Source organism: Staphylococcus massiliensis CCUG 55927 (genome assembly GCF_000298075.1).
GTDB lineage: Bacteria > Bacillota > Bacilli > Staphylococcales > Staphylococcaceae > Staphylococcus > Staphylococcus massiliensis.
Genome location: NZ_JH815593.1, coordinates 441,013 through 461,689, shown reverse-complemented (window position 1 = coordinate 461,689; position 20,677 = coordinate 441,013). Strand labels below are relative to the sequence as shown.

21 protein-coding genes are annotated in these 20,677 nt (G+C 35.9%); 2 read left to right on the top strand and 19 right to left on the bottom strand.

Translation table 11 applies throughout. From position 1 onward, the window contains the following. The first annotated feature begins 126 nt into the window (after positions 1-126). Entirely contained in the window at positions 127-369 is a 243-nt protein-coding gene (locus A33S_RS0102590) for a hypothetical protein (protein ID WP_009383812.1), read from the top strand. 173 nt (positions 370-542) lie between these two features. On the opposite strand, the gene lip is transcribed toward A33S_RS0102590, so the two are convergent. The 19 genes from lip to A33S_RS11970 form a co-directional block, all read right to left on the bottom strand. Further along, positions 543-2,009 carry a YSIRK-targeted triacylglycerol lipase gene (gene lip, locus A33S_RS11530; RefSeq protein WP_009383811.1) on the bottom strand — a complete coding sequence of 489 codons (1,467 nt, stop codon included), beginning with the start codon at positions 2,007-2,009 and terminating at the stop codon, positions 543-545. Positions 2,010-2,298: 289 nt separating this feature from the next. Next, on the bottom strand, positions 2,299-3,561 hold the full coding sequence (sucB, locus tag A33S_RS0102580) for a dihydrolipoyllysine-residue succinyltransferase (RefSeq protein ID WP_017176516.1): 1,263 nt from the start codon (positions 3,559-3,561) through the stop codon (positions 2,299-2,301). Positions 3,562-3,572: 11 nt separating this feature from the next. Next, the gene (locus tag A33S_RS0102575) at positions 3,573-6,365 is read right to left on the bottom strand and encodes a 2-oxoglutarate dehydrogenase E1 component (protein WP_009383809.1); all 2,793 of its coding nucleotides are present in this window, start codon (positions 6,363-6,365) and stop codon (positions 3,573-3,575) included. 105 nt (positions 6,366-6,470) lie between these two features. Continuing rightward, entirely contained in the window at positions 6,471-7,826 is a 1,356-nt protein-coding gene (locus A33S_RS0102570) for a HAMP domain-containing sensor histidine kinase (RefSeq protein ID WP_009383808.1), read from the bottom strand. Beyond that, positions 7,823-8,500 (bottom strand): response regulator transcription factor, encoded by a 678-nt coding sequence (locus tag A33S_RS0102565; protein WP_009383807.1) that lies wholly within the window; start codon positions 8,498-8,500, stop codon positions 7,823-7,825. Before A33S_RS0102565 ends, A33S_RS0102570 begins: the two co-directional genes overlap by 4 nt. Positions 8,501-10,021: 1,521 nt before the next feature. After that, complete coding sequence (locus A33S_RS0102560; RefSeq protein WP_009383806.1) at positions 10,022-10,648, bottom strand: phosphatase PAP2 family protein; 627 nt, start codon at positions 10,646-10,648, stop codon at positions 10,022-10,024. Between the two features lie 16 nt (positions 10,649-10,664). Beyond that, entirely contained in the window at positions 10,665-11,735 is a 1,071-nt protein-coding gene (locus A33S_RS0102555) for an undecaprenyldiphospho-muramoylpentapeptide beta-N-acetylglucosaminyltransferase (RefSeq protein ID WP_009383805.1), read from the bottom strand. 11 nt (positions 11,736-11,746) lie between these two features. Next, positions 11,747-12,253 carry a GNAT family N-acetyltransferase gene (locus tag A33S_RS0102550; protein WP_009383804.1) on the bottom strand — a complete coding sequence of 169 codons (507 nt, stop codon included), beginning with the start codon at positions 12,251-12,253 and terminating at the stop codon, positions 11,747-11,749. A gap of 10 nt (positions 12,254-12,263) precedes the next feature. Beyond that, positions 12,264-13,748 carry a S41 family peptidase gene (locus tag A33S_RS0102545; protein ID WP_026048949.1) on the bottom strand — a complete coding sequence of 495 codons (1,485 nt, stop codon included), beginning with the start codon at positions 13,746-13,748 and terminating at the stop codon, positions 12,264-12,266. 76 nt (positions 13,749-13,824) lie between these two features. Next, positions 13,825-14,046, bottom strand: coding sequence for a YozE family protein (locus A33S_RS0102540; protein WP_009383802.1), 222 nt, complete (start codon positions 14,044-14,046; stop codon positions 13,825-13,827). Further along, positions 14,046-14,546 carry a PTS sugar transporter subunit IIA gene (locus tag A33S_RS0102535; RefSeq protein ID WP_009383801.1) on the bottom strand — a complete coding sequence of 167 codons (501 nt, stop codon included), beginning with the start codon at positions 14,544-14,546 and terminating at the stop codon, positions 14,046-14,048. The genes A33S_RS0102540 and A33S_RS0102535 overlap by 1 nt, the downstream gene beginning before the upstream one ends. A gap of 11 nt (positions 14,547-14,557) precedes the next feature. After that, positions 14,558-14,986: a peptide-methionine (R)-S-oxide reductase MsrB gene (msrB, locus tag A33S_RS0102530; RefSeq protein WP_009383800.1), complete on the bottom strand. Its 429-nt coding sequence runs from the start codon at positions 14,984-14,986 to the stop codon at positions 14,558-14,560. Then, positions 14,979-15,506 (bottom strand): peptide-methionine (S)-S-oxide reductase MsrA, encoded by a 528-nt coding sequence (msrA, locus tag A33S_RS0102525; RefSeq protein WP_009383799.1) that lies wholly within the window; start codon positions 15,504-15,506, stop codon positions 14,979-14,981. Before msrA ends, msrB begins: the two co-directional genes overlap by 8 nt. An 82-nt stretch (positions 15,507-15,588) precedes the next feature. Continuing rightward, positions 15,589-16,431 carry a DegV family protein gene (locus tag A33S_RS0102520; protein ID WP_009383798.1) on the bottom strand — a complete coding sequence of 281 codons (843 nt, stop codon included), beginning with the start codon at positions 16,429-16,431 and terminating at the stop codon, positions 15,589-15,591. Positions 16,432-16,447: 16 nt separating this feature from the next. Next, entirely contained in the window at positions 16,448-16,930 is a 483-nt protein-coding gene (locus A33S_RS0102515) for a dihydrofolate reductase (RefSeq protein ID WP_009383797.1), read from the bottom strand. A 19-nt stretch (positions 16,931-16,949) separates the two neighbouring features. Further along, positions 16,950-17,903: a thymidylate synthase gene (locus A33S_RS0102510; protein ID WP_009383796.1), complete on the bottom strand. Its 954-nt coding sequence runs from the start codon at positions 17,901-17,903 to the stop codon at positions 16,950-16,952. Between the two features lie 104 nt (positions 17,904-18,007). Continuing rightward, positions 18,008-18,445 (bottom strand): bacilliredoxin BrxA, encoded by a 438-nt coding sequence (gene brxA, locus A33S_RS0102505; protein ID WP_009383795.1) that lies wholly within the window; start codon positions 18,443-18,445, stop codon positions 18,008-18,010. An 18-nt stretch (positions 18,446-18,463) separates the two neighbouring features. Further along, positions 18,464-19,573, bottom strand: a complete 1,110-nt coding sequence (locus A33S_RS0102500; RefSeq protein WP_009383794.1) for a conserved virulence factor C family protein — start codon at positions 19,571-19,573, stop codon at positions 18,464-18,466. Positions 19,574-19,583: 10 nt separating this feature from the next. Further along, positions 19,584-19,778 carry a zinc-finger domain-containing protein gene (locus tag A33S_RS11970; protein ID WP_009383793.1) on the bottom strand — a complete coding sequence of 65 codons (195 nt, stop codon included), beginning with the start codon at positions 19,776-19,778 and terminating at the stop codon, positions 19,584-19,586. 157 nt (positions 19,779-19,935) lie between these two features. On the opposite strand from A33S_RS11970, the gene A33S_RS0102495 reads away from it, so the two are divergent. Then, the gene (locus A33S_RS0102495) at positions 19,936-20,634 is read left to right on the top strand and encodes a queuosine precursor transporter (RefSeq protein ID WP_009383792.1); all 699 of its coding nucleotides are present in this window, start codon (positions 19,936-19,938) and stop codon (positions 20,632-20,634) included. Positions 20,635-20,677 lie beyond the last annotated feature (43 nt).

The window sequence follows — 20,677 nt, the reverse complement described above, 5'->3', positions numbered from 1 at the left end:
CATAGTATCAATAACTATTCAATGGGATTATTTGAATTCCAAAGTAAAATGACATAAATTAAGTGTTAGGTTATCAAATTATTTAGAATATCAAAATTATAAATTAGTTATTTAAGGAGATATACAATGAACACGAAAGTTACGCATGTGGGTCTGATATTTTTTGTACTGATGTTTCTAGTATCTATCGCGACATTTATTTTAAATCAATATCAAAACAACTTTATTAACCCTATTCCATTAGGGGTACTTTCGGTATTAATGATTCCTGCATTAATGTTTCACTATAAAAATGTAAAAATAGGAAGCATTTTGACGATATTTGCGATTGCAATAACGATTGCGCTTCTGTTTTACTTTAACTTTTAGGGTGAATTTTGTATGTATGGTAGTGATGTACTAAAGTTTAACTTGTGTACATTGCCAATGTGTAAACGTTTGTATGTATAACAAAGCCCGACTATGGAGCGAGGGCTTATATATATCCTAAATACAGAAAAGGGACTTGGGTTTATTGATGAAATCCAAGTCCCTTTTTATTATTATTTATCTTCTTGTTGCTCTACTTTAACTGTTCGCTCGGCTAACTGTTGATAGAAGTTTTCGAGCTCTTTTGGCGTACGTTTAAGATCAAGCGTATCAAGACCGATTAAATCGAAGTGATCCCAATCTTTCTTAACTGGGAATACTTGCCAAGTACCTTTCTTAATTGTACTTGTATCCGTTGTATGTTTACGGCCTTCTGGATAGAACGCTGAACGCGTTGGTACTAAACCATCATTCATCTTATATTGTTCAGGTGCATTTTTACCGATTGTCTTACCTGAATCAAGACCTAAGAAATACATACCCATATCTGGCACGTGATCACCTTGTGCGTTAGGATGTGATGCTTCACCAGCATAGCTTGAGTAAGCAATTTCAGGGTTCGTTGTAGTTTGTTCATTTAACTTACGAGAGCCTTCTGGTGATAAATCATAGAATGAGTTATCTTTCGTGTTCCATAACTTACTTTTGTTAACTCTGTCTGCATATTCAAGATATGTTTCATCATCTCTTTGACGTAAGCCCCAATGATCGAATCCTAAGTTCACTTTAGAGCCCTTATGACCGAAGAATGTAGCAATATTATATAGGATTTCAGTAGACTTTTTGTTCGTTTCACCTGGTTCTGAAGCATACGTACCATTATGAGGTGTAGCTAGTGTCGTCATAGATGAAACCATATGGTCTTTTTGTCCTTTGAATAATGGTGAAATCTTGCCGCCGTGTTCTTTTTGATATTGAATCTCTTCTTGATTACCATGACGTAACATATTTTCAAGTAAACGAGATGTTTGGCCACCCATACTATGACCGATTAAATGGATTTTATCGCCAGGTTTCCAATCAGGATAAACCCCTTCGTACGTACGACCATAACGTGCGTGTCCATATTTTTTAGCGTGCGCAGCACCGTAATCAACCGTACCACCTTTAATGTAGTAGTATAATTCGACTGCACGGTCGTAGTTACTACTATATGGACCAATATTGGCATCATATACTTCATAACCACTATTTCTAAGTGTTTCCATTAATGGTGATTTATCGCCACCCCAGTAGTTCGGATAAATAGCACTTGGTCGATCTTCGCCTACTAAACCAGCGAAGCCATGAACGAAGACGATCGGATACTTGTTTTTAGTTTGGTTAGCTTGCGTATTCGCCTGTTTAATTCCTTTTGAGTCACGTGATAATTGGTTTACAGAAGCATCACGTGAAAATTTAGGATTCGCGTTTTGTTGAAGTAATTGATTTGTTTGTTTCTCTTCAGATTGAGATTGAAGTTGTTTAGCCTGTTGTTCAAGCTCATTATGATTGGCCGTTTTAGGAGATTGTTGCGTCTTAGAGGCTTCTGCAGGTTTTTCTTCTGCTTGCGTATTCCCTGTGAAAAGCGACGTAAGTAGAATCGCTGAAGATGTCGTGATTGCTACGGTTTTATAGTATTTGTTATTTAGAAATCTCATTTAATGCTCCTTTCAAATTATTATAGTCAGATTTCAATATAATAATACTATATCATAATAATTTTTAGTAAAAGCAAGCATTTTAAAGAAATTACTAAAAGTTTACATTTCATAAATAATTTTAAAACAAGACTATTGTTATCACATATTTAATTACGCTTAATTAAGAGATGTTTGATATAAAGGGCTTTTGCTGAAGGGAGAGAAAAAAGGCAAAAAAAAGCTACCAACAAAGCAATGTGCCATGTTGGTAGCTATATTGTGAATTAAGTTAACGTATGTTCCAGAATTATGATTCTAATAATAAATCTTCTGGGTTTTCAATTAATTCTTTGATTGTTTTTAAGAAACCTACTGCTTCTTTACCATCGATGATACGGTGGTCATAGCTTAATGCGATGTACATCATTGGTCTGTTTTCAATCGTGTCTTTGTCGATTGCTACTGGACGTGTCATGATTGAATGTAAACCTAAGATAGCAGCTTGGCTACCGTTGATGATTGGTGTAGACATCATAGAACCGAAGATACCACCGTTAGTGATTGTGAATGAACCGTTCATCATGTCATCTAAGCCTAATTTTTTGTCTCTTGCTTTTTTAGCAAGGTTAGCAATTTCAGCTTCGATTTCTGCGAAGTTTTTCTTATCACAGTCACGAACATTCGGTACTAATAAGCCGTCGTCTGTAGATACAGCTACACCGATATCATAGTATTGCTTAGTAACCATGTCTTCGCCGTCAATTTCAGCATTAACTTCAGGGAACTTCTTAAGTGCAGCTACTGAAGCTTTAGTGAAGAATGACATGAAACCAAGTTTAGTACCATCATGGTTTTCCATAAATTGTTCTTTTTTACGTTTACGTAGGTTCATAACTGCTGACATGTCAACTTCGTTGAATGTAGTTAACATTGCTGTGTTATTAGATACTTCTAATAATTTCTTAGCAGCTGTTTGTTTTCTACGTTTCATTTTTTCACGAACAACTGGTTTAGATGGGTTTTCAGGTTTTTGTGGTTTAGATTGAGATTTTTCATTTGATGGTTGTGATTTAGGTTGTTGACTGCGGTCAACGTCTTCTTTACGTACAACATCGTTAGACTTACCACTAACTTCACTTAAGTCGATGCCTTTTTCACGCGCATATTTACGAGCTGATGGTGTCGCATTTACGCGATCTTGAGAAGATTCGTCTTTAGATGAAGTATCTTCTGATTTGTTATCTGAAGATGATTCTTCTTTCTTCTCTTCTTTGTTGTCTTTATTGCTGTCGTCTTTTTTCTCTTCTTTAGCGTCATCACTTGAAGAACTAGCGACGCCTTCGCCTACTACAGCTACTGCTTGACCTACTTCTACAGTGTCGCCTTCTTCAGCTAATAATTCTTGTAATGTTCCTGCTTCTTCAGAAACAACCTCAACGTTAACTTTGTCTGTTTCTAATTCTAAAATAGCTTCACCTTTATCAACAGTGTCACCTTTTTGCTTTAACCATTCTGCAATTGTACCTTCTGTAATTGATTCTGCTAATTCTGGAACTTTTACCTCTGGCATCTTACTTCCCCCTAGTTTTTATTCATACTATTTTCGATGATAATTTTTTGAACAAGTTTATGGATTTCTCCGTCACCTTCAGCTGGCGTCGCACGCGTTACTCTTCCATGATAGCTTAAGTTATATGCGTCACCAACAATTTCTTTTAGGTAAGGATATACGTATAACCATGAACCTTGGTTTTTAGGTTCTTCTTGAACCCAAGCTACTGTTTCAAGGTTTGGAAGTTCATTAATAACTGCTTGAACTTCTTCTTCTGGGAATGGATATAAACGTTCAACCGCTACTAAAAGAATTTCTTCATCAGGATTTTTAGCCATATGCTCTTTTAAGTCGATAAACATTTTGCCCGATGCTAAAATGACTTTTTTAATTTTTTCTTTTTCATGTGGTTCAGGTAAAATTGGCTCAAATTTGCCTGATGTGAATTTATCAATAGTGTCAGCTACTGTTTTATTACGTAATAAGCTCTTAGGTGACATAACAACGAGTGGTCTCATTGCATCTGTATCTAAGCTTGCAGCTTGTGCACGTAATAAGTGGAAGTAGTTTGCTGAGCTAGATAAATTAACAACAGTCATGTTGTTTTCTCCAGCTAATTGTAAGAAACGTTCTAAACGAGCTGAAGAGTGTTCAGGACCTTGACCTTCATAAGCGTGAGGTAAGAATAATGTTAAACCTGAACGTTCACCCCATTTAGCATTTCCACTAAATAAGAAGTTGTCAAAGATCATTTGTGACATGTTTGAGAAATCACCGTATTGTGCTTCCCAAATCGTCATTGTTTTACTATTCTCAACGTTATAACCATATTCGAAACCAACTACTGCTGCTTCAGAAAGTGGTGAGTTGTGAACATCGAATGTCGCTTTTTGATCTGGTACATTTTGAAGTGGGATGAATTCATTACCGTTTTCTGAGTCATGTAATACTGCGTGACGGTGACTGAATGTACCACGTTCAGAATCTTGTCCAGTTAAGCGAATTGGTGTTTCTTCTTGCATAATTGTAGCAAAAGCTAATTGTTCAGCATGAGCCCAATCTACAAGACCATCTTCTTTTTCAAATGGTTCTCTACGTTTTTCAAGTACACGATTTAACTTCTTGAAGACAGTGAAATCTTCAGGATAAGAAAGCATAGCGTCATTAATTTCTTTTAAGCGCTCATAGCTTAACTCGCTTTCGTTATCTTGTAACGGTAATTCAATTGAATTTGGTTTATCCATGTCTGGATCGTCCATTTTGTCTTCTTTGTCAATTTTATCGTGTTCAGCACGGATTGTTTTTTGAACGCCATCGATTACTTCGTTCATTTCATCTTCAGAAATGATACCTTGTTCAACAAGTTTTTTACCGTAAAGAATTTCAACTGAATCGTGTTTACGGATGTTTTGGTAAGGAACTGGGTTTGTAATTGATGGTTCATCCATTTCGTTATGACCGAAGCGACGGTAACCAACTAAGTCGATAACAACGTCTTTATGGAATTCTTTTCTGAAATCCATAGCGATGTTGATTGCTTCGATAGTAGCTTCAACGTCGTCAGCGTTAACGTGCATAATTGGTACATCGTAACCTTTAGCTACGTCTGTAGCATATGTTGTAGAACGACCATCTTCTGGTTCTGTAGTGAAACCTATACGGTTGTTCGTAATGATATGGAATGTACCGCCAGTAGAGTAACTATTTAAGTTACCAAGGTTCATCGTTTCAAAGTTGATACCTTGACCTGGATAAGCGGCATCACCATGAATGATGATTGGCATTGCTTTCGTATAATCTGTTGTAGGTGCACCTTCGTGCATTGTGTCGTCTTGGTCTGCACGTGTTTTACCAATAACAACTGGTGAAACGATTTCTAAGTGACTTGGGTTATTAGCAAGTGAAATACGTTGTTCAATGCCGTATGCGTCAGTCACTTTAGTACCACCTAAGTGATATTTAACATCGCCTGTCCAACCAGAAGTTAATTCTAAACTCTCGTCCCCTGGTAAGAATTTCATTGGATCAGTGTGCATAAATTCTGAAATCATCATTGAGTATGGTTTTTGTAATACGTGAGTCAGAACATTTAAACGACCACGGTGCGCCATACCGATTTGAATATTAGTGATCCCTTCATCACTAGCAAGTTGTAACGTTCTTTGAAGCATAGGTACTAATGTATCTACACCTTCAATAGAGAAACGTTTAGCCCCTACGAAGTTTTTATGTAGATATTTTTCGAAACCTTCTACGTGTGCAAGATTTTTAAAGAATTCAATCTTTTCTTCGTTTGAATATTCATTTTGATGAGGTGTTTCGATACGACTCTTAAGCCATACACGCTCTTCATTATGATTAATATGCGTATATTCAAACGCGATAGGTCCTTTATAACGTTTCTCCATTCTAAGAATAGCTTCATAAGCATTGTCATAAATGCCTTTGAAGTGATCAGAAACAAGTTCTGCTGGAATCTTTTCTAATGTTTCACGATCTAATCCAAAGTCTTCAATCGTTAATTTAGGGACATTCTTCCTTGTTGGTTTATTTACTGGGTAAATATCAGCAAGTAAATGTCCGTACATTCTGATGTTATCTACTAAACGCATTAAGCTTTTGATAGTAGCGTCACCAGAGTTTGATTGTGTTGACGGAGCAGCAATTGTTGCTTCATCGTTTTTGATTGTGCTGAAGAGCACTTGCAAATCATCTGATACAGAACTAGGATCTTCTAAGAACTGATCATAAAGCTCTAACATTAAGCCTAAGTTTGCACCAAAATTTACAGGCGCTTCAGTCACCTGTTTATCTTTCGTCATGTTCCACCCTCCACAGAAAAAATAAAAACGCTTACAGGACAATAATAGCACTTTATGACTATCATTTAAAGGGGAAAACACTGTAGTAATAGGTAAAGTGACAATTTAAAATGTAATTGTAAATGTCGTAAATTTACCCACTTCACTATCCACTTTAATATGTCCTTCATATTGTTTAATAACCTTTTGGGCAATGGATAATCCTAAGCCGTTTCCACCTTGTTTTCGTGACCTTGATTTATCAACACGATAAAAGCGGTCGTAGATGAATTCAAGGTCCTTCTTAGGAATACCAAGACCGTGGTCAGTTATCTCTATCATCACGCGTTTATTTTTTAAAGTTGTTTGTATGTTAATTCGCTTTTCTTTCTGGTCGTACTTAATCGCATTATCAATAAAGATGAGCAACACTTGTTCTAAATGGAAACGGTTCATCGTTAAAGATATCTTTTCATGAGATGTATCAAATAGAAACGTATAGTCAGGATGTAATTGTTCAAGTGACTTAATACGAGATTTAATCTCATGATTCACATCTACAACTTCAATTTCGTTTTCATTCATCTTGGCATTGTCTTTTGTTAAAAGTAAAAGCTCTTCAACTAATCGTGTAATGCGTTTCATCTCTTCTATTGAAATGTTTAATGATTCTTCAAGTACTTCAGGGTCCTTTTTCCCCCAGCGTTTAATTAGGTTAAGATGGCCTTGAATAATTTGAAGTGGCGTACGAAGTTCGTGAGAAGCATCCTCAACAAATTGTTGTTGCTGTTTAAATGAATCTTCCAGTTGTTCCATCATTTTATTAAACGTATCAATCATATCGTCAGTTTCTTCGTAGTTTGTCGGAATGCGAAGTTGCTCTTGGAAACCATTTCTGCGAATCTGAATCATTTTATTCGATAATGTTACGATTGGTTTCGTAATCTGGATTGAAAAGATATAACTAATTAATGCCGTTATGGCGAGTGTTATAAGTCCAAATACAATCGCAAGATAATAAATGGATTGAATCACAGAATTATAGTTCTCCATAGAGTGAATGATAACGCTTGAGCCGGTAAAATTCGAATTATCGATATCACTTTTTACAACTAAGTAGTCATTTCCATTATGATGTTGTATCGAAATCTTCTTATTTGAAAGCTGACTAAGCTTTGGAGAGTACGTTATTGAGTCATCGTTCGTACTCTCAACAAGCTCTTTTCGATTGGAATCGTATAGTATAACCTTTTGAAAGTTACCTAGTGATGCGTTTAGATCTAAAAAAGTGATTTCATCGATCGGTTTATTTTCCATAAGGTTAATAATATTGTCAGAACTGCGATCGATGGTTTCAAGTTCCTTTTGCTTAAGGACATCACTTAAAAAGTAGATAATCATTAAACAAAATATAAATATAATTAAAAAGGTTAAAGTCGTTGTTATAAGCGTCCATTTCGTCTTTAATGTACGTTGTTTCATGCGCGTACCACGTAGCCAACACCACGTACAGTTTCAATCAGTTTGTTCTTTTCAAAGGGTCTTAACTTGTTGCGTAAGTATCGAATGTAAACGTCAACTACGTTCGTTTCGACTTCTGTGTCAAAGCCCCAAACGTGACTTAGAATTTGCTCACGTTGAAGGACGTGGTTTTTATTTTCAGCGAGTAGTAACAGAAGATCGTACTCCGTTTTAGTAAGGTCCAGATTCTGGTTGTCGATTCGAACTTCGAAAGCGTCTTTGTCGATAATGAGGTTATCGATTGCGATTTGATTCGTCGGTACTGAAATGTTCTCACCATGACGGCGCATTATTGCACGAATTCGCGCAAGCAGTTCTTCAATGTCGAATGGTTTAACGATATAATCGTCAGCACCGTAGTCGAGACCTACAACTTTGTCATATGTATCGTCCTTTGCGGTAATGATGATGATTGGCGTCTCTTTCGTACGTCTGATGCGTCTACATACTTCGAGGCCATTCGTTTTCGGCAGCATTAGATCGAGTAGTATTAAATTATAGTCTTCATCTAATGCACGGTTTAAACCGTTCTCGCCATCATATTCGATGTCGACGTCGTAATCTTCATGTTTTAATTCTAGTTCTATAAAGCGAGCTAAATTTTGCTCATCTTCTACAATTAATATTCTTTTCATACAGTACACCTCAATCCTTATCATAAAGTATAGACACTGTTCCCGGAAGTGAAAAGATAAATTTAAAATTTTTTGGGGTTTCTAATTGACAATCATTCTCATTACGTTATAATGTAATTGAAAATGATTATCAGTGCCATGGATATACTCCCCCCACAAACTATATCTTTCGATTTGGCTGAATCATTTTCAACACAGTATCCCCTTTTATATGCCCGTGTAAAAGACTAAAATGACGTGTAAGAATGAATGTTCTTACAGTAGAATAAGCCGATTTATCCTGTGGCGGATAAGTCGGCTTTTTTGTGTGGGTTGTTAGGTAATGGTGGTAGTATAGATAGTGTTAGCGGTAAATTTTTTAGATTGTGGTTGGTTTTAGTGGTTTTACACGTTTGCATTGTCTTGTAAATTTAGAGGTGATTGCATTACACGTTTTGAAAGTCTTGTAAATATGAGTGCCTTTGGTTTACACGTTTCTAGAGTCTTGTAAATTTAGAGCTGTTTGATTTACACGTTTCTGCAGTCTTGTAAATTTAGAGCTGTTTGATTTACACGTTTCGAAAGTCTTGTAAATTTGGAGGAGTTTGATTTACACGTTTTGATAGTCTTGTAAATTTAGAGGGGGTTAAATTAAACGTTTTAAAATTCTTGTAAATTTGAAGGGGTTTGATTTACACGTTACGAAAGTCTTGTAAATTTAAAGCCCTTTCGTTTACACGTTTTTGGAGTCTTGTAAATTTAGAGGTGATTGCATTACACGTTACGAAAGTCTTGTAAATATGAGGCCCTCTATTTCTCACGTTAGAGAAGTCTTGATAAACCAAAGGCTTCCATTTCTCACGTTTGAAAAGTCTTGATAAACTAAGGGCCTTCGTTTCTCACGTTTGAGTAGTCTTGATAAACCAAGGGCCTTCAATTCTCACGTTTGAAAAGTCTTGATAAACCAAGAGCCTTCTTTTCTCACGTTTGAAAAGTCTTGATAAACCAAAGGCCTCCGTTTCTCACGTTTGAAAAGTCTTGATAAACTAAGGGCCTTCGTTTCTCACGTTTGAGTAGTCTTGATAAACCAAGGGCCTCCGTTTCTCACGTTTGAGTAGTCTTGATAAACCAAGGGGCTCCGTTTCTCACGTTTGAGTAGTCTTGATAAACTAAAGGCCTTCGTTTCTCACGTTTGAAAAGTCTTGATAATCGCCTTTAAGCATGTATGTTTATAACTACCACTACCTGCAATTAAATGGTTAAAATCCTACCTTCCTGTGAACTCGACTAGATTGAACAAGAAACTACATTTATCTAGGCGGATCTGTATTAAAAGAAAAAGCACTCAACTTAATGAGTGCTTCACCTATAAATCATCTCAGTCGACTCGAGTAAACGTCGGCACGACGCTCAGTGATCCGGCGACCAGTCAAACCTACACGACCGCACCGCGTTAGCCCGCTCAACTTCCCTATTCCTTACTTAGCCTTCACAAAACTAAGCTTACACAAACTAACTAACCTCAAACGTGCGCCCTACCAACTAAGCTAATTTATGTTGTTCTAACTTCGAAATGAGTAAAAGTTGAACGAATACGATACAGAACGTACCGCCGATAATACCAGCAATGATGTCTGTTGGGAAATGTACGCCTAAGTACACACGCGATGATGAAATAAGTAATATAAACAATGCGCATAATCCTATCATGAATCCTTTGGACTGGCCTTTTAAAGTACGGTTAAAGACATACATCAAGCTTCCAAAAAACGCTGTGGATCCCATTGCGTGACCACTTGGGAAGCTAAAGCCAGAAATGTCGATTAAACGTAGTAATGTTGGACGTTCTCTATCGAATATATTCTTTAAGATAGGGTTTAAAGTTCCAGATAACGACATCGTGATGAAGAAGAATAATGCTTCGATGTGTAACTTTTTAAGCATGAGATAACACACGACAAGTAACGACAATACGACCATCGTCCAAACTTCGGCAATCTTAGTTGCGCCAAGGAAGATTGTTGTCGTGATAAAACTTTCTGATGAATAGATAAATTCATAAACTTCGTTATCAATCCATTTACCTAGTCGCGATTCGTGGAAGAACGCGATAATGCCGAAGATTAAGGTAAAGATAATTAATAATGAAATTCTTTTCCAACGGCTCATGTTGAGGACACCTCTCTTATTCTAAAGCATCTTTCATAATTTTATTGAATAAATCTTCTTTAGTATAACTTTCTTTAAATGTTTGCATTTGTTCAACAATTGCCTCGTGCTCTTGTTCTAAAACAGTTAAAGCGTTATTTAAACTATCTTCATTTAAATCTGACTCATTTAACATTTTAGCGTAACCTTTTTTAACGAAATTTTTCGCGTTATCAATTTGGTCGCCTCTTGATTGATCAAGTCCTAGGGGAATTAGTAACATTGGAATGCGTAACACTAGAAATTCATAAATTGAATTAGAGCCAGCTCGGGATACAACTTTGTCCGTAATCGCAAGTAAATCTGTTAGTTCATCCGTAACGAACTCATATTGTACATACCCTTTTTGAGAAATACTATCGTCTTTCATACCTTTACCAGTTAAGTGAATGATTTGATATTTATCGAGTAGCGTCGATAGATTATTACGGATAGCATCGTTAATTTTCTTACTTCCTAAACTACCGCCCATAACAAGTAAAACTTCTTTATCAGCATTAAAGTTAGTTAAATCATAACCCTTCTGTCTGCTACCTGTTTTAAGGTCATCACGTACAGTCGCGCCGATGAACTCAGCTTTATCTTGAGGTAAATGTTTCACAGTATCTTCGAAAGTCGTATACATTTTTTTAGCGAATTTCAACGCAATTTTGTTCGCTAAACCTGGTGTTAAATCTGATTCATGAACAATAGTTGGTATGTTTAAAGATTTGGCCGCGATTACAACCGGCACGGATACGAAACCACCCTTTGAAAATAAAATATCCGGCTTTTCCTTTTTCAAAATGCGTCTCGCATCAAGCACGCCTTTTAACACCTTAAACACATCTTTCAAGTTTTCAAAAGAAAGGTAACGACGTAACTTACCACTTGAAATCGGCATATATTTAACTTGAGGTAATTTATCTTGAAGCATTTCCTTTTCAATGCCAGTCTTTGAACCTATGTAAAAGACCTCGTGGCCTTTTTCTTCAGCAACTGGAATTAAACTTAAATTTACGGATACATGTCCAATTGTACCGCCGCCTGTAAAAGCAATTTTAGCCATAATTACTACCTCTATTCTTTAAGTATTTTATAGTATACGTAAAATGGATCTTTGTGGTCGTATGGCGGGTCGTCAATAACCGTCTCACCTACTTTAATAAATCCAAACTTATTAAACAAACGTTGTGCACGTTGGTTTAACGACAGCGTATCTGTAAGTAGTACAGTGCTATTATGCGATAAAGCAAATTCTATCGCAAATGAAATTAATTTTTGTGCGATACCTTTTTGAGATGTATCGACTGCTAAACGATGAATGACGTAAGCGCCATCGCGGTTAACCGGCCATTCAAAGCGGTCATACCAATTTGCTTGGTTTTGATCGATAACGATATAACCTACCACGCGTTCATCCATTTCATAAACATACATATTTTCTAACTGAATATCTTGCATAAAATCATCACGAGTGGGATAGCGTTCATCCCACTGTGAATGATCATCATCGTTCATTAAAGATTTTGCTTGATCTGTAATATGCATAATAGCTTTGATGTCTTTCTCTGTTGCGATTCTCATGTGAAAAGCGTCACTCCTTAGATTTAACTTGTTTTAATAATTGATCTAACACTGCATCATGCTTATTAGCCTTTTCAACAAGTTTCTCAGTGAAGCGTTCATTTGTCTCTTTATCAAACGTTCCTGTCAACTCTATCTTTTCATCCTGTTGGAATGTCATGATGGCTTGTTCTAAGTCTTTATCAAATACTGGTTTATCGTCGCCCTTGTAATAACCAAGCGCTTCTAAACCAATTTTAATCGACTTCACATTCTTACCTTTGTCACCAACTTTAAACGTCTTATCATCAGGTATGAGGTCTAATGATTGATAACGAGGCGACTTAATGTTCACATCAGGTTTAATACCCTTCTTGTGAATATAATGTTCTTTCGGTGTTAACCATTTCATTTCAGTAAACTTAAGTAACGATCCATCTTTAAACTCGTGCGTAGTTTGGACAATGCCCTTACCAAATGTTGTTTCACCGTACACTTTCGCAAGTCCGTAATCCTTCATAGCACCAGTAAAGACTTCAGAGGCACTCGCAGAACCCTTATTCACTAAAATTGAAACGTTCATATCTTTCGCTTCTTTAAGAGGATCGATCGTCGTTTTAACAGCTTCTTTTTGATTACCTTTTTGAAGCTTGACGACAGTTTTGTTCTTTTCAATGAAGATATTACTCATCTTCACAGCTTCATCGAGCAAGCCTCCAGGGTTGTTACGTAAATCAAGGACGATGTCTCGAACGCCTTGTTTATGCGCTTTCTTAATCGCGAGTTTCAATTCTTTAGAGGTATCTTCTTGGAATTTATTAATCGTAAAGACGCCGACTTTACCTTTCTTCTCATAGGTAACACTATCAACATGAATTTCATCACGTGTGATCGTAATATCTTTCGTCTCGCCGCCACGCTTAATCGTTAACGTCACGTCCGTACCCTTTTCACCTCTGATTGAATTGACCACTTCTTCAAAAGCCTTACCCTTAATCGATTTGTGATCAACTTTTAATACGACATCTTTAGGCATAAGACCTGATTTTTCTGCAGGAGAACCTTTAATCGGGCTTGTTACCATGAGCTCATCATGTTTCTTCTGCATTTCAGCGCCAATTCCAACAAAGTCACCTGAAACATCTTCTGTAAACTTTTCAGTCTCTTTTTTAGTCATATATTCAGAATAAGGGTCATCTAATCCTTTAACCATGCCCTTGATACTTTGATCAATAACTTTATCATTGTCGAAATTTTTATAGTAGTTGCGATCAAGCATATTATAGACCTGTTGGATTTTAGCCGTTTGGCCACTCTGCTTGCTCGTAAAGATGGTAAATCCTTTAGTACCAACAAATAAGATTGCTAAAAGTATAAAGGAAGTAAGAATAATAGTAAGTAAGATTGTTAAGATATATCGAAATTTAGATATGTGCATCATATTACGATTATGTAAGTTAGCATTGCTATCTTCTTGTTGCTTTTCATTGTGGGATTGATTCTGCATTTCATTCACTTCCTAACACTTAAGGTCATACAAAATAAGAACAGGGACTTCTAAACGCCCCTGTTCATATATGAATCATGCTACATTAGAATTTTAACCATTCTTGATATTCTTCATATAAATCATCGAAAACTGACATTGATAACGTAATATCAGACGACGTTTCAATGTAGTCCGATAAGACGTTAAAGTCACTTTCTTGTTTAGGGAACGACAAATCATTATAAACCATTTCAGCAAAACGACCCTCTTCATTAGGTCGATTTCTGACAGCCATTATGAACTGGTAAAATGAATAATCTTTCATTATTGCATCGTCACGTCAATGACTTTAGTTTCACCTTTAGTAAGTGTTTCTAATTGATTAACGTTCACAGACTCTAATGCATCAGTGTTAGTGATAATAACTGGTGAAATAATAGATTTCGCGTTTTCATTAATATATGATACATCGAATTTTAAGATAGGTGTGCCGACTTCAACTGTATCGCCACTTTCTACAAGTGTTTCAAAGCCTTCACCATTTAATTGAACAGTATCTAAACCGATATGAACGAGTAATTCAAGGCCATTCTCAGACTTTAAACCAATCGCATGCTTCGTTGGAAAAACATTGTCAACTGTACCATTAATTGGTGATACAACTGTCCCATCGTTAGGTTTAATACCAAATCCTTCACCCATCATTTTCTGAGCGAAAACTGGGTCAGGAATATCTTCAATATTTACATATGAGCCCGACATCGGTGCATAGATTTCTAAGTTTTTATCAACTTCTTCGTTTTTGCCAAATAATTTTTTAAACATGATATCTCTCCTTATTGTTTAAAATATGGGATTAAATCGCCATATCCAAGTTCTTCAAGTTTGTCATACGGGATAAACTGTATCGCAGCAGAATTGATGCAATAACGTAGGCCACCCTTTTCTTTAGGTCCATCATGGAAGACGTGCCCTAAATGACTATTACTACCTTCAGAACGAACTTCCGTTCTAACCATGCCAAATGATTTATCAACGAGTTCAACAATTTCGTCATCATCTAATGATTTTGAAAAGCTCGGCCAACCACAATCAGACTCAAACTTATCTTTAGATGTAAATAATGGTTTGCCTGAGAGCTTATCTACATATATACCCTCTTCGAAGTGATTCCAATATTCATTTTGAAAAGGCGGTTCAGTACCGTCCTCTTGAGTCACTAAGTACTCCATTTCATTTAAATCTGCTTTATTCTTCTTAATCATTTGAACGCCCCCAATGCTTTTCAATAAACGCTTTACGACCTGAACCATTTTGATACTGGTTGTAGTGCATCGGATTCTTTTTATAATAATCTTGATGATATGATTCTGCCTCATAAAAGTTCTTATAAGGTTTCACAGGTGTAACGATAGGTTTATCAAAGATACCTTGCTGATCGATATCTTCGATGACTTCTCGAGCAGTATCTAACTGTTCTTCCGAGTGGTAAAAAATGACAGGCTCATAACTTTCACCACGGTCGAAAAATTGACCTTTATTATCTGTAGGGTCAAACGTTTTAAAATAATTACGTAAGATTTCTTCATAACTGATAACATCTGGGTCAAATTCTATTTGAACTGCCTCAACGTGTCCAGTTTGATTGGTACAAACTTCTTCATAGGTAGGATTATCGGTATGGCCACCACTGTAACCTGAAATCACAGCATGTACACCATCGAATGAATCAAATGGTTTTACCATACACCAAAAACAACCACCAGCAAGTGTTGCATATGCCATAAAATCCCTCCTTAGTTTGCTTGATTTAAAATTAACATGTTGCTTTTCGAAATGCTATTTTAAAATATGAGTAAGCGGAAAGTTACGACTTAAGCACGACAACACCTAGTGCGCCAGAACCAGTGTGCGTAGAAATTACAGGTGTAGTAACGTTAGTTGACACTCGATCTACTTGGAAAGTTTCTTCCATTTGTGCTTTAAATTTTTCTACTAAATCTTCGGCATTCGCATGCGCTAAACCTAAAGCTTTAATATGATCATTACCAACAAAGTGATGTAATTCTTTCTTGATATATTTCATGCATGCGTTATAAGTTCTAGCGTTATGAACCATTTCAATTTTTCCATCGATAACTTCGCAAATAGGTTTAATCTTCATAAGATTACCAATGAGCCCTTTAGCTTTACTCACGCGTCCACCTTTAATAAGTTGGTTTAATTGACCTATAATCACAAAGATTTTAACGTTTTTAATAACGTGGTTCATCTTTTCAATAATTTCTTCTGTAGGTAAACCTTCTTTAACCCATTCAACGAGATGTTGAATTTGAAAGCCCAATCCAAAAGAAATGGATTTAGAATCAATGACTGTCACTTTCGTATTCGTCATTTCACTCGCTTGTAATGCAGTTTGGTACGTACCACTCATTGATGATGATAAATGAATGCTGATAATTTCAACGTCCTGATTTGCATAAGAATCATAAAGCTCAAGGAACTTACCAATTGCAGGTTGACTTGTCTTTAAATCACTTTTGCCTTCAGTTAAATAATTGATATATGATTCTGAAGTAATATCATTTTGGTCTTCGTAACTTTTACCGTCGATCGTGATATTTAAAGGTACGACTTTAATATCGTGTTCTTCGATAAACGATTTCGGTAAATCCGAAGTAGAGTCTGTAACTATAATCTTTTGTGGCATAAATTTTTATCCTCCGTTATTTTGACTTTCTAATAAGGTGTAAGAAGGTATGCGGAATCGTATTCTTGTCATCGAGTTCGCCTCGTACTGATGATTCAACTTCCCAATCTTCAAACGTATATGGCGGGAAGAAAGTATCGCCTTGGAACGTATCTTCAACAACTGTAATGTACATGTCGTCAACTTTATCAATCATTTCATCGAATAACGTTTGGCCACCAAATATAAATACGTGACCTTCTAATTTTTCAATATCATTGAATGAATGAATCACATCTAAACCTTCAGGGTTAAAAGACGTGTTACGCGTTAAAACGACATTACGACGATTAGGTAAAGGCTTCCCAATTGATTCGAACGTCTGACGTCCCATTACAAGCGTATTACCCGTAGTTAGTTTTTTAACATGCTTTAAATCGTTCGGAATGTGCCAAGGTAATTGGTTATCAATTCCGATTACTCTATTTTTATCGTGTGCAACAATAATGGATACAGTCATACTAATCCTCCTCTAAAATTTAAACTGCAATCGGTGCTTTTATTGATGGATGAGATTCGTACCCTTCAATTTTTAGATCCTCATAATCGATATCAAAAATCGATTTGTCGGTAAGTATTTTAAGTTTAGGCGGTTTATAGCTTGAACGACTGAGTTGAGTTTGAACAGCATCTAAATGATTTGAATAAATATGTGCGTCACCAAATGTATGCACGAATTCGCCAACTTCTAAACCACACTCATGCGCTACGAGATGCGTAAGTAAGCTATAACTCGCAATATTAAATGGTACACCTAAGAAGATATCTGCACTTCTTTGATAGAGCTGACAGCTTAACTTGTTATCTTGAACATAAAATTGGAACATCGTATGACACGGCGGTAGAGCCATCGTATCAATCTCAGTTGGATTCCACGCTGAAACAATATGGCGTCTTGAGTAAGGGTGCGTCTTTATCTGTTCAATCACTTGTTTCAATTGATCAAAGTGATTACCGTGTTGATCAACCCAGTCACGCCATTGTTTACCGTAAACATTACCTAAATCACCATATTGTTCGCTAAACGCGTCATCTTCAAGTATGCGTGTCTTAAACTTTTCCATCTGTTCTTGGTAAACTGCTTTAAAAGCCTCGTCCTCTAAAGCTCTGTGTCCGAAGTTAGTCATATCAGGACCTTGATAATCGTCTGATTTCACATACTTTTCAAAAGCCCACTCGTTCCAAATATTATTATTATATTCAAGTAAATATTTGATATTCGTGTCCCCTTTGATAAACCAAATTAATTCTGTTGCTACAAGTTTAAAAGGAACTCGTTTCGTTGTAAGTAATGGAAAACCTTGATTTAAATTAAATCGTAATTGATGACCGAACTTAGAAATAGTTCCCGTATTCGTTCTGTCATCTCGCTTATTCCCTATTTCTAATATTTCCTCACATAATTCGTGATAACTTTTATCGAAAGGATTCATATCTCTCACCTCTTTAAAATTCATTATAAACGATTTTAGTAAAAACGACTGTATCCAACTAATGTGTCACGTCGGATATCAGTCGTTATAATTAATTGATTGAATTATGAACAATGTGTATCAAATGCTTCTTTGATGTCCATGCAAATATCTTGAATATCGCGGCCTTCAATATGCTCTCTTGGAATAAAGTGTACAAGATTTTGTCCTTTAAATAATGCGAATGAAGGGCTTGAAGGTACTTGTTGGATAAAGTTACGCATTTCTTCAGTAGCTTCTTTATCTTGCCCAGCAAATACCGTTACTTTGTGATCTGGCTTCTTATCATTTTGTTCAGCCACTGTAACAGCTGCGGGACGCGCTAAGCCAGCAGCACAACCACATGTCGAATTAATAACAACAAATGTTGTTTCATCTTCGCCTACATGATTCATGTAAGTAGAGACGTCTTCTTTAGTTTCTAAACTTTTAAAGTTATTTTGAACAAGTTCTTCACGCATTGGTTTTGCGATTTCTTTCATATATGCTTCATATGGATTCATATGATTAATCACTCCATTTTATTTATTTCGATTAGCAATTTGCTTCCATACGGAACCTAATGCTTCTTCACCGTTTTCAATTCGTGTAATTGCCATTTCAATTTGTAATTTAACTTCGTAAGCAGGGTCATCCGCATGCGCTTTTAACGCTTCAAGTTGATCTTGGTTACCTTCATCAAAGATAAACATTGCTGCACGCCAACGAACGATTTTTTGAGGATCATCTAAAGCTTTAACCATTTCAGGTAAAGCTTCTTTATAACCAAGGTCACTTAAACAATCACCCGCAGTACGTCTTACAGCAGGACTTTTATCATGTAATCCTTTATAAATATATTCTAAGATATTTTTATCTTCAATCATTCCTAATAATACAACAGCTTCACGACGAAGTGGAACCTTTTCTTCATCTAAAGCATAACTTAATAATGGAATGTCTTCTTCAGTAGGCTTTGGAAAAGCATTTAACATACGTAGTCTTTCTTTCCAGTCCTCACTATTTTTATATTCATCTAACGTTACATGTTTGTATACTTTCTCAGGTATAACAACATCTGTTTCTTTCGCATCCTTAACAAGTTCTTGTAAACGACTTTCAGGATAAAGGGCAATAATCTCCTCATGAACTTCATCCATAACGTCATCAATGTCACCATAACGGCTACCTAAATCTTCCCATTTACGTTGAAATACAATGTTGTCTTCATCTTTTTGAGCAGCCATCATACTATCAATAAACATTTCAGGTAACTGTTTACGCTTCTCATCTTGTTTAGTCGTCAATTTAACTTGATAAGGTATACCTTTAAACATTAAAACTTCAGCTTTAATTTCACCATAATTTTCTTCAGGCTGCGTTTCATTTGTTTGATTTTCTTCATTTAAAGTTGACGTAATTTGAGGTAATACATCATCCCACTCAAATTTAGGTTTTTTATCTATAGCTAAGAAGTCCATAACGTGAAATATAGATCTAACCCCTTCTAACTCAAGTAAATCATTGATAAATTGAGGGTTATTTTCATTAACTGATGAATACGTATCAGATTGGTTACCTTCTCTATGTTCATTCAGTACAATCTTCATCGTATTCGGACTTGGTGTTGGTTCTACACGTAAAATCTCCATACATGGCCTCCTATTGTAATTCGTTTCCTAATTGTTTAATCTGTTTACCGACTGAACATTCACTGATGCAAAACTGATGTGCATGTGTCTTACCATACGCTTTTCTAAGGTGTGTCTTTAGTAAACATCTATGACAATATTGATTCATTAATTTATCAATTGACTGAATCGCTTTTTTCTCTTCAAAAGTTAGAATAATTGTCACTCCTTTATTGTTATACATTATATCATTTGAGTTCTATTTTTGCAGATTATCTTGCTTTAAAAGCCTATTGATTTTATCGCCAATATCAACTAAAATTGATGAGTTGAATTTTGCGGTTTCTAAACACCCGCACTATCAAAATTTAGGAGGTTTTAAAATGTCGAATGAAATATTAGGTGTCATTTCATTTCTCGTTACGTTTATTTTAATGGTTAGTATGTATAAATTTTTCGGTAAACAAGGTTTATTCGTTTGGGTTGCATTTGGTACTATTATTGCCAACATGCAAGTCATTAAAACGGTCGATATATTCACGATTTCAGCCACGTTAGGTAATGTCATGTTCGCTTCTATTTATTTAGCAACAGATATCTTAAATGATATTTACGGTCGTAAGGACGCTAAAAAAGCAGTATGGTTAGGATTTAGTTCTACTATCGTCATGATAATCGTCATGCAATTATCATTAATGTTCCATCCAGCAAGCGCAGACGTTGCTCAAGACGCAATGAAAACAATCTTTGGTCTCGTACCCCGTATCGCGTTAGGTTCAATTATTGCATATATCATTGGACAACATATTGATGTTTTCATATTCGCACTGATTAAGAAAGTATTTAGTTCAGATAAGACATTTATCATTCGTGCGTATGGTAGTACAGCAATCAGTTCAATTATTGATACTGCGTTATTCGTGCTCATAGCGTTTTATGGCGGTCCCCTACCGAACGAAGCAATAATCGAAATCTTTATAACAACATATATTCTTAAACTAGTCGCTACTGTATTGAATGTTCCGTTTGGTTATATAGCAAAAGCCCTTTATAGAAAAAATATGGTAAAAGATTCAAAATAATAATTAACAAAAGCCACCTTGGTAAGCATACCAAGGTGGCTTC